The 12,847-nt window shown below is 45.7% G+C and carries 13 protein-coding genes; 4 read left to right on the forward strand and 9 right to left on the reverse strand.

The features are described 5' to 3' along the window. Positions 1-203: 203 nt before the first annotated feature. Positions 204-1,625: a type I glutamate--ammonia ligase gene (gene glnA, locus QUA02_RS19655; protein ID WP_333030044.1), complete on the reverse strand. Its 1,422-nt coding sequence runs from the start codon at positions 1,623-1,625 to the stop codon at positions 204-206. Between the two features lie 336 nt (positions 1,626-1,961). On the opposite strand from glnA, the gene apcB reads away from it, so the two are divergent. After that, entirely contained in the window at positions 1,962-2,471 is a 510-nt protein-coding gene (gene apcB, locus QUA02_RS19660) for an allophycocyanin subunit beta (protein ID WP_333030045.1), read from the forward strand. A gap of 113 nt (positions 2,472-2,584) precedes the next feature. On the opposite strand, the gene QUA02_RS19665 is transcribed toward apcB, so the two are convergent. After that, the gene (locus QUA02_RS19665; protein ID WP_333030046.1) at positions 2,585-2,824 is read right to left on the reverse strand and encodes a hypothetical protein; all 240 of its coding nucleotides are present in this window, start codon (positions 2,822-2,824) and stop codon (positions 2,585-2,587) included. A 222-nt stretch (positions 2,825-3,046) separates the two neighbouring features. Here QUA02_RS19665 and QUA02_RS19670 point away from each other — a divergent pair, with 222 nt between their 5' ends. Beyond that, the gene (locus QUA02_RS19670) at positions 3,047-3,910 is read left to right on the forward strand and encodes a TlyA family RNA methyltransferase (RefSeq protein ID WP_333030048.1); all 864 of its coding nucleotides are present in this window, start codon (positions 3,047-3,049) and stop codon (positions 3,908-3,910) included. A 143-nt stretch (positions 3,911-4,053) separates the two neighbouring features. Next, positions 4,054-4,743: a hypothetical protein gene (locus tag QUA02_RS19675; RefSeq protein ID WP_333030049.1), complete on the forward strand. Its 690-nt coding sequence runs from the start codon at positions 4,054-4,056 to the stop codon at positions 4,741-4,743. 171 nt (positions 4,744-4,914) lie between these two features. Here QUA02_RS19675 and QUA02_RS19680 read toward each other — a convergent pair whose 3' ends face one another. The 7 genes from QUA02_RS19680 to QUA02_RS19710 form a co-directional block, all read right to left on the reverse strand. Next, entirely contained in the window at positions 4,915-5,574 is a 660-nt protein-coding gene (locus QUA02_RS19680) for a type I restriction endonuclease subunit R (RefSeq protein ID WP_333030050.1), read from the reverse strand. Beyond that, the gene (locus QUA02_RS19685; RefSeq protein ID WP_333030051.1) at positions 5,571-7,022 is read right to left on the reverse strand and encodes a DUF697 domain-containing protein; all 1,452 of its coding nucleotides are present in this window, start codon (positions 7,020-7,022) and stop codon (positions 5,571-5,573) included. Before QUA02_RS19685 ends, QUA02_RS19680 begins: the two co-directional genes overlap by 4 nt. 245 nt (positions 7,023-7,267) lie before the next feature. Next, the gene (locus QUA02_RS19690) at positions 7,268-7,876 is read right to left on the reverse strand and encodes a Uma2 family endonuclease (RefSeq protein ID WP_333030052.1); all 609 of its coding nucleotides are present in this window, start codon (positions 7,874-7,876) and stop codon (positions 7,268-7,270) included. Between the two features lie 149 nt (positions 7,877-8,025). Further along, complete coding sequence (locus QUA02_RS19695) at positions 8,026-9,474, reverse strand: YcjF family protein (RefSeq protein ID WP_333030053.1); 1,449 nt, start codon at positions 9,472-9,474, stop codon at positions 8,026-8,028. A 238-nt stretch (positions 9,475-9,712) separates the two neighbouring features. Further along, the gene (locus QUA02_RS19700; protein WP_333030054.1) at positions 9,713-10,147 is read right to left on the reverse strand and encodes an acyl-CoA thioesterase; all 435 of its coding nucleotides are present in this window, start codon (positions 10,145-10,147) and stop codon (positions 9,713-9,715) included. 383 nt (positions 10,148-10,530) lie between these two features. Next, positions 10,531-11,613 carry an ATP-dependent 6-phosphofructokinase gene (locus tag QUA02_RS19705; protein ID WP_333030055.1) on the reverse strand — a complete coding sequence of 361 codons (1,083 nt, stop codon included), beginning with the start codon at positions 11,611-11,613 and terminating at the stop codon, positions 10,531-10,533. Between the two features lie 314 nt (positions 11,614-11,927). After that, complete coding sequence (locus QUA02_RS19710; protein WP_510182596.1) at positions 11,928-12,197, reverse strand: DUF8620 family protein; 270 nt, start codon at positions 12,195-12,197, stop codon at positions 11,928-11,930. A gap of 110 nt (positions 12,198-12,307) precedes the next feature. On the opposite strand from QUA02_RS19710, the gene QUA02_RS19715 reads away from it, so the two are divergent. After that, positions 12,308-12,814, forward strand: a complete 507-nt coding sequence (locus QUA02_RS19715) for a hypothetical protein (RefSeq protein ID WP_333030057.1) — start codon at positions 12,308-12,310, stop codon at positions 12,812-12,814. Positions 12,815-12,847: the final 33 nt, after the last annotated feature.

A 12,847-nucleotide genomic window follows, 5' to 3' on the forward strand; every position in this document is an offset into this window, starting at 1 on the left:
TGGGTTAACCAAATTGAAGAAGTACAGCACGGTTATGGACGCTCACAGATCAATACATGAAGGATGCCACCGGACTTGATAGAAAATTTTGAGCTCGCATAAATTATTAAAAAAGGTCGCCTGCAAGGGCGACCTTTTTTTCGATTAGACATCAACGACAAACAATGAGAATTCTCAATTGTTCAGGTTGGATTATTCACTATCTAACAATCGTAGTAGAGAGCAAACTCGTAGGGGTGAGGACGCAGCCGCATCGGGTTGACTTCATTGTCGAGTTTGTAGGAAATCCATGTTTGGATGAAGTCTTCGGTAAATACCCCGGTTTCTGTTAAGAAACTGTGGTCTTTTTCTAAAGCTTCTAAAGCGCCTTCCAAGGAACCGGGAGTTGAAGGAATCTTGCTCAATTCTTCAGGGGAAAGGTCGTAGATATCCACGTCCAAAGGTTCGCCCGGATCGATTTGATTCTTGATGCCGTCTATGCCGGCGCACAGCATTGCTGCAAATGCTAAATAGGGGTTGGAAGTGGCATCGGGGCAGCGGAATTCTAACCGCTTGGCTTTGGGGTTGGTTCCCGACAGCGGAATCCGCACTGATGCCGATCGATTCCCTTGAGAGTAAGCTAAGTTTACAGGCGCTTCAAAGCCCGGAACTAAACGCTTGTAGGAATTGGTGGTGGGGTTTGTAAGTGCCAAAAGTGCCGGTGCGTGCTTGAGAATGCCGCCTATGTAATGCAGTCCCATTTGACTGAAACCTGCATATTGATCCCCTGCAAATAGAGGTTGGCCGTCTTTCCAAATCGACTGGTGAACGTGCATCCCGGAACCGTTGTCGTTAAACAGCGGTTTGGGCATGAAGGTGATGGTTTTGCCGTATTTTTTGCCGACGTTTTTGATGACGTATTTGTAAGTCAGCAAGTAGTCGGCGGCTTTTACCAAAGTGTCAAAGCGGAAACCGAGTTCGCACTGGCCGCCGGTGGCGACTTCGTGGTGGTGCTTTTCAATTGGTACGCCGCATTTTGCCATTGTCAGCAGCATTTCCGTTCTCATGTCTTGAGAGGTATCGGTTGGTGCTACTGGGAAATAACCTTCTTTGTAACGGGGTTTGTAGCCGAGGTTGCCGCCTGCTTCTTCTTTGCCGGAATTCCAGCGACCTTCGATCGAATCTACGTAATAGTAGCCGGAATTTTGGGTTTGGTCGAAGCGAACGTCGTCAAAAATGAAGAATTCTGCTTCCGGGCCAAAGAATGCTGTATCGCCGAGACCGGTCGAAAGCAAGTAGTCTATGGCTTTTTGGGCAATGGTGCGGGGACAGCGGCTGTACGGTTCCCCCGTGCGGGGTTCTTTGATGCTGCAAATGAAGCTGATGGTCGGTTCTGCCATGAACGGGTCGATCCAGGCGGTGGTAGGATCGATGACCATCGTCATGTCTGATTCGTTGATGGCTTTCCAGCCCCGAATGCTGGAACCGTCGAAGGGTACGCCGTCTGTGAATGCGGTTTCGTCGATTTGGTCGTGGTACAGGGAAAGGTGTTGCCAGATCCCCGGCATATCGATGAATTTGAGGTCAACGATCTGGATCTTATTTTCTTTTATGTAGTTTAAGGCTTCTTGGGGTGTCTGGAACATGACTTACTCCTGATATTGGTTGTTTCTTGGCGATCGCAGATTTCAGACTATTTGGGCGATGATAGGCATTCATTACCTCGATTTTTGTATCTTTTGCTACAAAAATTTGAAATTTGCTGCCCTGTGTGGCCCAACAGTTCCTAACTCTTGCCCTGTAGATACTTTCGGCAAAAGATACAAGGCATTTGCCAGAATTGGGGTTTTTCTGCCGGGGATTAACCGGTAGTCAGAAAATCTTATCTCAAATCTTAATCAAACGCCGATTTGTAGTAGTCTACAATAGGCGGTCTGTCTCAGATAGCAAAGTATTGATAAAGATTTTTGGGAGAGAAACTTATGCGCGATGCAGTGACGAGTCTGATTGAAAATTATGATGTTGCTGGTAGGTATTTAGACCGGGATGGTATCGATCGGTTGAAATCTTATTTTGCAACGGGCACGGCACGGGTACAGGCTGCGGCAGCGATTAACAGCAATGCTGCGACAATTGTCAAGCAAGCTGGTATTCAGCTATTTGCCGAACAGCCGGAACTGATCCGTCCGGGCGGAAATGCCTACACGACTCGCCGCTACGCGGCTTGTCTGCGGGATATGGACTACTACTTGCGCTATGCTACTTACGCCCTGGTGGCTGGAAGTACGGATGTGCTCGACGAGCGCGTGCTGCAAGGTTTGCGGGAAACTTACAATTCTCTCAGCGTTCCCATTGGCCCGACGGTGATGGGGATTAGCATTATGAAGGAGATGGTTAAGGCTCAAGTGCAAGCTGCTGGCTTGTCTGTAGGGTCTTTTTTGGAGCAGCCTTTTGATTACTTGATTCGCGAATTGAGCGAACAAGATATTTAAGTCAATTTGCTAGTTCTTTTAGCAGCAAATTGCACTTCTCGCTTGCAGTTAGCAGCAGTTGGATCGATCGCTCTTTTTGGCATCACAGCCTCCAAGCGATCTTTTTTTATGGGTTAAAAATCGCCAACACATCCCCAGACGAGGCATTTGTCGAGGGGAATTTGGGTTTGGCCCAGATCGACTTGTTCGGCGGTTCTTGCTTCTACTTCGCCGTTGGGGTAAAGAATGTGAATGATATCACCGCTGATGAAAGCCAGGGGATTTTCTTGACAATTGCCCGCATTTCTGATAGGAAAATTAATTGTTTTCATGCTCGATCGCCCTGATGTTATTTGTAGCGCTTTTAGCTGCATCTAAATCATCCGCCAGTCGCCCAAATTTTGGTGTGATTCTATGACGGTTTATCTGTGATAAAACTACACAATCGGAGCGATCTCAGTCACATAATGTGAGGTGGGGGCGATCGCCCCGCGACGCTCGAAAAACCAAAATGGTCGCCAAAAATTCGCAGTCTGGTTTGTGCGTAAGTGCTAATCTGGTACTGTTCTTAACCCTATCCGTACAGATTAAAAACCTTGGCTAAACAGCGACTAGACACTTTATTGGTCAGCCTAGATTTGTGCAGTTCCAGACAGCAAGCTCAGGCCTTGATTCGGACTGGGAAAGTCTCTATCAACCAGCAGGTAGTTGACAAACCGGGCACTGAGGTTGACATTGCAGCAAAAATTCAGATTAAAGAGCGATCGCGCTATGTTTCTAGAGGTGGCGACAAATTAGCCAAAGCTTTAGAAGTTTTTGCTATTCCAGTTGCAGGCAGAATTTGTCTCGACGGCGGCATTTCCACAGGCGGTTTTACCGACTGTCTGTTGCAAGCCGGCGCAGCCAAAGTCTACGGCATAGATGTTGGCTACGGTCAAGCAGATTGGGGCTTGAGGAACGATCCGAGGGTGATTTTGAAAGAACGCACCAATTTGCGGTACATGACTGCTGCTGAGCTTTATGGCGACTCTGAGCGAGCAGATTTGGCGGTAGTAGATGTGTCGTTTATTTCCCTGGATAAGATTTTACCGGCGCTGTGGGAATTGTTGGCACCACCCAAGGAAGCGGTGTTGCTGGTAAAGCCGCAGTTTGAAGTTGGGCGCGAGAGAGTCGGGAAAAAAGGCGTAGTGCGAGACTCAGCAACTCAAGCTGATGCGATTTTTCAAGTGTGGAAGGCAGCCACAGCTTTAGGATGGCAGGAAAGGGGCTTAACGTGGTCGCCTTTACTTGGCCCGGCCGGTAATATCGAGTATCTTTTATGGTTGGGGATCGATCGCGAACAAGAACCAGAGCCGAGGGCGATCCTCTTCGAGGGCTGCGCTAACGAAGAGGGTGTTGTGAAGGAACGGATCGCACAAGTCACCAAAGCGGCAGCGGGGGAACTTGTCGATCGATTGTAGGTTGTAGATTGTAGATTGTAGATTGATTTCAATATCTCAAGCTAATCAATTTTAAAAGTCAAATTTGGAACTCCCGATTAATCTAAAATTTAAAGTTGTTTTGTCAATCGGACTCCTCAACTTTCACAAGAGTGAATAATTCCATGCAATCATTAAAACAAGTCGGTTCTATTTTACTGTACGTTCTAGGTGCCATCGGGTATGTGGCGATTGTAGCTACTATTGTAGGCGTTTCAATTGTCATCAAATGGGCAGCTTTGCTACTGGCAGACAAATTATTATATACAATTCTGATTATCGGCGATTTGTTGAGAGGCATCGAAATTATTGAACTGTTAAATATATTGATATTTGCATTTATCGGTATGGGAGTGGGTGTGGCGACCAATCTTCTACACCCTAAATACGGCCGCAAAATTAGTGCGGCTTTGTTGATAGTTATAGTTCCCTTAGTTTTCATGATTACGCCAGCCATCAGATATAATTCTTGGCTGGAAAAAGTAGGAGAATCGGATAACTTATCGCCTTCAGAAACTGCAACATTAACTAACTCTTTTTTGAATAGAAAGGTAGGATTGCGTGGTTTTATCGGTTATTACGTATATACTGGTCAGTTTCCGGTTATTCCGACGAAACAATCTGAGATGAAAGACCTCGACAGTTTTGAAAAAAAAGTTAATTCCAGATTTGTACAGTTCACAGGTATTGCTCCGACTATTGTTTCTTGGTCAATGCGGGTTTGTTTTTGGCTGATTAGAATATTTTACTTTTCTATAGCGGTAATTGCAACGATCGCTCATTTTAGGGAAGGTGTTAGCATCGCGAGACGGTAATTCGATTTTAGATTTTAGATTTTAGATTTTAGATTTTAGATTGAAGAATTGGGAATCATATCAAATCAGGTAGCATCGGAATTAATATTACCCACAATCAGGACACGGCATTGCCGTGTCCCTACAATTAATCGCGGTAGGGAAACGGCACTGCCGTGTCCTCCGTTTATGTCATTCCGGTGCCACCGGAATTGATATCAGTTGACCAATTTTTCTCAAGACTTGAAGAACCGTATAAAGTTCATTCATTAGAGGAACAGGTGAAAAGATTCTTGATAAGTCATATTTAGGTGGATTCTGAAAGTCTAGCTTGACGAATACAATTTCACTGCCATTTGTCATGGCAGCAAAACTCGGTCTATCCTTGCGGGGATTGGCGGTCATGTATGCTAGTGTTTGGGGAAGTGCAGACATTACTGAAATGGTGGTGCGCTTCGACTCTAAGAGTGTCACCCAAAACTGATTTTGCATCACTAAAACATCAATCCGTCCCTTGAGAGTTTCTACTTCATCATCCTCGTCATCTAAAACAATTTGTACAGATTTTTTAGCAGTCATTTTAAAAGGTGGATCGTAAAAACCCGCTCGTTCCAATAGAGGCGAACCCATGATTAGCGTGACTGTTCCTTCTGTAAGGCTTCCATCATTTAAATGATAAAGATATCGCCGCCGAATTAAATTGAGAGCGGCTTTATCGACTTCTGTAATTTCGGGTAAATCTGCATACCATTCAGGGAAAAATCCCTCGGATTCAGTTCGCGTAATATTGAATCGAGATTCAACATCTGCTAAAGTTTGGATGATTTCAGTAATGGCTGTTGTTTGTGTCATATTTTAAACTCTTGCTGCAAGCGATCGATAATTGTATTTCGCTCGATGGTGGCGAGAATTTCTTGAATTACCGTATCTTGTCCCAGGGGGCCCCAGGTGCAGCCTTTTTCTAAATAAACTTGGGCGGCGCGACCGACAGCGTAGGTTCCGTAAGCTGCTAAACTAGCTTGAGTGACAGCGACTCCGGCAAAAGTAGAAAAGCCGATTTGCGGAGCAGCAACGGCAGCACTTTTGCCGAATCCCAACAGGAAACTGCTACCTAATTCTCCCAAAAGTACGCCGCCAGCACTGGAGAAAATAGTCTGCCAAAGTTTCCCGGCTTCGTAACCAGTCATGGGTAAACCGTAAAGTCTGGATAAAGAGCGAATTAAGGCTAAATCTGCGACAGTTGCTCCCATTACATCCAAGAATGCCACCGGATTTAAACCCACAGCCAAAGCTTTATATTTTGCAAATTGCCAGATTAAATCTTCGGCTTCTGTGTGTCGCAATTTGAGAACTTGACGGGCAATGTTTGCTTCGGCATCTCTAGCTTCAACTAAAGCATTGAGGGCGAGGAGCGATCGACCTTCTCTGTTAAGAATTGTCAAAATTATGTGTTTTAGTTCGTCTATCTGCGCGGGCGGCGATTCCCATTCGTTGGTTACTCTTCCGTCTGACCATTCCACCCGTATTTGCACCGGCGCGGGTTCGGCGGCTACCATGACTATTTCTAAAGATTTGGCAGTTTTAAGCGGTGATTTTGCAGTAGATTTATGAGATGGGTTGTTTGGGCGATCGGACAAATTTTCGCTATCTGTTTCCTCTGTTACCGCAGCGGCTGCTAACTCTTCAGAATTTCCCAGCGCTTGCAAACTTTGGTAAATAGCTTTTCTGTCTAATTCTGGATACAGGTCAATTTTATTAAAAACTAAAATCAGCGGTTTTTGAGCTGTTTGCAATTCGCACAGTGCTTGATATTCTGTGCGGGTGATATCGCCTGCAACAACAAACAGAATTAAGTCGGCTTGGCGAGTTACTTGTTTCGCCATTTCGCCGCGCACTTCGCCGCCAACTTCATCAAGTCCGGGAGTATCAATTAATTCTACTTGGATTTTTTCTCTGTCTTCTGCGACGGGAAGATAAGGAATTGTCCAGCGCACGGAACGCGGCCACTGAGTCACGCCGTTGAGAGGGCCTGTTTGCAGGATTTTTTGACCTAAAAGCGCGTTTAATACGGCTGATTTGCCGCGGCTGACTAGGCCGAAAGTAGCAATGCGAATGACGTTGTGGTCGAGTTTTTCCGAGGTGGAGGTTAGGATATCTAACTGATTTTGCAGGGTTGCTTCTAATTCTGTATTGTTAGAGTTTTTTTTGCCTTGGCGCAGGTGGGAATAGCGCGCCAGGGATTGGCGCAAACTGGCGCGGGCTAGGGATAAACGATTTTCTTGAATGGAATTGTCAGCCATTGGTGATCGGCTTTTTTAAGCAAGTATAATTTAGCGTCGAATTATAAATTCTATTTCTTATTTTAATACAATTTTTTATAAATTTATAACTTTTTAGTTGTGAGTTTTCCAAAAAATATTGAACGGGCAAGATGCCCGTTCCACAATAACAAAAAATTTTTGTGGAACAGGAATCTTGCCTGTTCTTTCCACAGTAACAAAAAATTTTTGTGGAACAGGAATCTTGCCTGTTCTTTTCCCTAAAACTAGGCTCCGCCTCGGAAAATTTGCTCAACGTTGAGCTCCATATTGGGAAATGTAGGTGAAATAATGCGATCGCTCCCTCTGAACTGTCTAATCCTATACTCTCCGTCCACAAGCTGGCAAACCGAGAGGGTGGGTTCTTTGGGGTCGCCAATATGACGTATTCCGCCGAATGCAGCATAATCCGCAATCCAATATTCGAGAATTCCCATCATTTCGTAATCTGCCAACTTTTTTAGATAATCGTCGCGCCAGTTGGTACTGACAACTTCAACAAGTAGCGGGATAGAGGTTCCTTGGGTTATTGTTGCTGACTTCAACCATAGGGGTTCGGATGCTAAAGCCTGACGGTTTAATAACAAAACATCAGGGATATATCCTGTATCTTTAGCTGGTGGCTTAACTAGCGCTTTCGAGGGAATGCGGTATGGAAGTTGCAGTTGGGTATAGAGCAGCGTAAATTCTTGAACAAGGTATGCTGTGATATCTTCGTGTTCTCCTGTTGGCTGCATTTCAACCATTACCCCGTCGTGAAGTTCGTAGGATTTGTTCTCGGGTTTGTCTTCTAGAAATTGTTCAAAGGTTAGTATTTTTGGTTGAGTTTGTATCATCGTGCAAACTTTCTTTGATTGTATAATAGAAGGAAGAAGGAAAATATTAACTGGTTCCCCGGATCTGCCGGGAACGGGCATCTTGCCCGTTCCACAACAAAAAAAACTGTCTTGTGGAACAGGCCCAAGAGCCTGTTCCTTTATTTTACTTAATTGACCGCCGACTTAACGGTTTCAGGCCCAGATACCTGAGATGAAAGGCGACTCGCCACTTGGTTGATGAAAGATTGCAAGAAGGAAACTTGCTGATTTTGCGTAAATACTGTTTGCAAAGTTTTAGTCAACTGGTGGATATTTAGAATGCCTATTGCAGCATTTTCCAGTTCTTGACTTTGGAAATATTCAATTAAACTCAATCCTGCTATTCTGGTAAAATATGCTGCACTAATTCCCTGCACCGCGCCTCCTGCTACATAGGTGACGGCATTGCTTTTAAGCAGTCCAGTAATAGTTTGAGTAGACAGTTCTACTAATCCCAATTTGAACATTTGATTGGCCAAAGTTGCGGCTACTGTCTTAGCTTGGTCTAAGGAAAACTTTTGCTGGTAGATAGCGCCAAGGTCGATTACGAGTTGGGTGCTGATGGCGGTTGTTGCTAGCAAGTCTAAAGCGGGAACTGGGTTAGCAAAGACGGCGGCGGCGGCGATGTACTGATATTGTTCGATAATCGGAATTGCCCGATCGCGCCTGACTGCATTTAAGAAGGTTTTCGCCTCTAATTTGATACTTGCAGCTTCGCGCACTGCACTCGCCCAGACCAACTGTTGCCGTTCTTCCGTTAAGATTTTAGTCAATCTTGCCGTCAGCGCGTCGAGTTGAGAGACTTGATTTTCGATCCGTTCTTGAACAGTGCCGTCAGCTTGGTGCTGCCGCACTTTAATAGAATTGGGAGAAGCGGCGATCGCAATTATATTTTCTGTCCCCAATATTCCTTGCATTTTCTGCTGCAAAGAGTGCAAAACCTGCGACTGCTGTTCTGGCAAATATTGGTCTAGTTTGTTCCAGATTAGCAGCACGCGCTGACCTGCGGACGCTAGCTGAGATAATGTTTTAAATTCGGAATCTGTGATATCGCCCGCTGTCACAAACAGCACTAAATCACCGCCGATTTGGGCATCGGCATTTGTATTAGCAAACAGCGGTGCTGTTTCTGGGAAACTCAGCTTTTGCGGGTGTTGAGATGCCCAATTAGAACTTAAAACTTGAATTAAGGCAGTTTTGCCGACAGCTTTGCCGCCTGTGACGGTAATCCGCAAATCTTGTCTGTCTAATTCGGCCCTGAGCCGATCGAGCTTTGCTGTTAGATTAGCCGGATCTGGCGATTTTTGAGCTTCTGAAGCCAGCAAATTAATTGTGGCTTCGGCCGCCGCGATCGCTTTTTCGGCTGCTTCCCTGTTGGCTAGGGGGTCTGGGAGTGCGAGTTCGAGTTTGGGGGATTGTTGTTTCCACCACCAATACCCCGCACCGGCAGCCGCCAAGCCGATGAGTGCCGTTTCGCCCATTTCTGAGCCCGAATGCTGTAAAGTTTCCAGCAGCCACAGCGCTGCTGAAAGTCCTATTCCGCCAATTAAAATCGGTCGCCGCAAGTTAAGTGTCATTTTTTCCTTCCTGTGGGTATTGTCACCAAGCTTAACCTTACCGGGCTTGGCATCCCTCCCTATATTCCATCGTACCTCTGCGGCCTCCAAACTGGCAGGCGGGCAATCCGACTTTTTGCGATCGGGATTTGCGGCCCTGGCGAACATCAACTTTTTGTACTTCTACAAACGGGGAATATCGGGCCCAAGCCCTCACTACAAACGGGGAGATTTTTACAGCACTTTTTAAATATAAGAGTTAATTTTTTGTGGGTGTTGGTAATGCTTGAAACTGCGATTGAAAAACATCAATTATTTCTTTGGGAATTGCTCGCGGGCGCATGGTAGTAACTTCAACCCAAACCCAAAGCGCCTCTGCTTTTAACAATTTTTCGTCATTTCCAGCTAAGCGAATTTCGTAGCGGCGCACAGCACGCGGGCCGCGCATTTGTTCGATCCAAGTGGATATCTCCAGTCGATCGCCCGCGGCTGCCGATCGCAAATAGTCAATTTCTATCCGCCGCATTACAAAAACGCCGCCCAATTCCCGGTAGCGATCGAGTGTAAATCCCAAATGTTCTAAATGTTCGATCGCAGCGTGTTCTAAATAATGCTGGTAAACAGCATTATTTACGTGACCGAGAGCATCCATTTCATAATGTCGCACTCTAATTTGTGTAGTAAATGGTGTCAATTTCTCACCTTTCCACTTGTTGCGGTATTTTGTAGTTCCGAGCGCGATCGCACTCTGGGTCGATACTCGCTCGGAACTGATTGCAAGTTACACTAAATAGTTGATATCAATTGGGATCTTCATCGGAATGATATAAACGGAGGACACGGCAGTGCCGTTTCCCTACCGCGATCGATTGTAGGGACACGGCACTGCCGTGTCCTCTATATCATTCCGGTGCTGCTTCCAGGTTAATCTTAGTCCTGGAAGCACGGACGGTCATCAGCTTGGTTTTTTTACGACAATACACTGGCTTAAAACTCTCAGTCTCGGTTGACAAACCCGGTTTATTGGTTTTGAGGGCGTCCCGGACTAAATCTTTGAGAAATCGGACGGGTAATTGTTTAATCTCCCAGACAAATCCCTAAACCGCGGGCCGTTTTAACCAGAGTACCATTGAAGTCTACAGGTCGGTATTTGGCGATCGCATCTTCCAGCGGAACGCTCACAACTTCGCGCTTTTGCCAAGATACCATGCAGTCGTATTTCTCTTCGGCAATCAAATCAACTGCTGCGACGCCAAAAGCAGAAGCAATTAATCTTTCTAGCGATGAAGGAGTTCCTCCGCGTTGAATATGTCCCAAAACAGTGACGCGAGTTTCTGCACCGCTGCACTCAGAGATTGTATCAGCTAAATACTGACCAATTCCGCCTAATCGACTTTGACCTAAGCGATTTGTGTGCATTACTAACTCGCCTGCTTCAGTGCGAACTGCCTCCGCTACTATAATTAAACAGTAGTTTTTTCCCCGGTCTTGGCGATCTTGGATTTGGGCACAAATTTGGGAAATTTTGTAAGGAATTTCGGGAATCAGAATTATATCAGCTCCCCCAGCAATTCCGGCACTGATCGCAATATGTCCGGCGTCGCGTCCCATGACTTCAACAATCATGACGCGACTGTGACTTGCCGCAGTAAAATGCAAGCGATCGAGTGCTTCAGTGGCAATATTGACAGCAGTATCAAAACCGATGGAACGCTCGGTAATTCCGACATCATTATCTATAGTTTTAGGAATAGCAACTAAATTCAAATTGCCGTGTTGAGCAATTTTCCTGAGAATGGCGAGACTGCCGTCGCCACCAATGCCAATTAAAGCATCCAAACCTAGTTGATGATAGCCTTCGATAATGTCCTCAGAACGATCGCGTAGACTCCCATCAGGCATCGGGAAAGCAAAAGGGTTGCCCTTATTTGTCGTGCCTAGCATCGTACCGCCAACGGTGAGCCACGAGTCTACTTTCTCAATATCCAAGGGAATTGCTTGAGGGGGACGACTCATCAATCCGTTGGTGGCTTGACGAATCCCCATCACTTTCCAACTGTAAGTTCCCGTTGCGCGGTGGACAACGGCTCGAATAACTGCGTTTAAGCCTGCACAGTCACCTCCGCTGGTGAGGATACCGATACATTTTTGTTCTCCCATAATTAATGTCCGACTTTTGTTACTCAGAACATGAGTTGATATTTTTAGAGCCCGATCGTCCAATCCTTATTTTCGACGTAAAATAGGTAGGCGAAAATAAACTTTACCCTGTAACAGAATGTAAAGCTATCATAACTTTTGTGATGGCTTTCATAAGATATCGCTCCTTCGGGGAGCGTTTCACTCGCTTTTGACTACTTATTTATTTTCAAGCTCGATCGACCTAATTTAGTGCCTCATCTCTGACGCACCCTACAAGTTCGATCGCCAACTAAGTAGCATCGCCAATCACTGTCTGCCACAAAACATCAATTTTACTTCGGATTGAGGCGTTTAGAAACTTGGTTAATTATACCGCTGAGAATAGCACCGCCCATAAGAATTCCGAGGGCGGGATTAAATACGGGCTGCCAGAGACTGTACCACAAATCAAAACCGAGATTCACCCCGGTCGATCGACCCGCAACTGCGATCGCAAACCACGCAAAACTGGCAAAAACGAAAAATACATCAGCTACTAGAATCAAGTTGAGCAAGTTAAGAAATTTATCTTTCATTGTCGAGGGTTCCTTTTGAGTGTATATGTGTCAAGTTTTGGCAAGCGGTTGGTAATTGAGCGGATTGATAGCTGCAACTGGCGATCGAATAAAGATAAAATATCATTCAATTGTTTTCGCGCACAGGCTGTCAAAATATGGTTCGCTATACACTTCCTCAAAGCCCCGAAATTATTTTAACTGTCAAAGGGAAAGATTCAGCCAAAGCCCGCGAAGAAGCGATGGATCGGCTGATGGAACTCATGGATGAGGGCAAGCTGCCTACGGAACTCGTGGAGGGATTTGGGCCCAAGCAGTTTGTTGAAGTTAAGGATATCGAAGATGCTGCGTCAGACGGCGAGGACGCGATTACTGAAGCCGTACAGATTTTGAGCAATTTGGCAAGTCTCAAATTGAAAGTCATGGAATCCCGCGAAGAAGCCCTCAAAATCCGGGCGGCGATCGACATTTTGTTTACAGATGAGGCTGTGACGGCCGAGGAAATTGCCAGTCTCAAAGACGGTTTTAAGGTTCTGAAAAACTTCGCTCAAGCTAACGTCCGCTATCGAGATGCTAGGGGCAAAGCCGAGGTGGCGCGGGCAATTCTCGACGAAGCTTTGCAATCTGTAGAACCGGAAAACAAATCGCAGAAGTCGGCGAAATAAGGACAAGAATTACGCAAAAATTCTATCTGTAGG

Source organism: Microcoleus pseudofavosus SVA1_A4 (genome assembly GCF_036700565.1).
Classification (GTDB): Bacteria; Cyanobacteriota; Cyanobacteriia; order Cyanobacteriales; family Microcoleaceae; genus Microcoleus.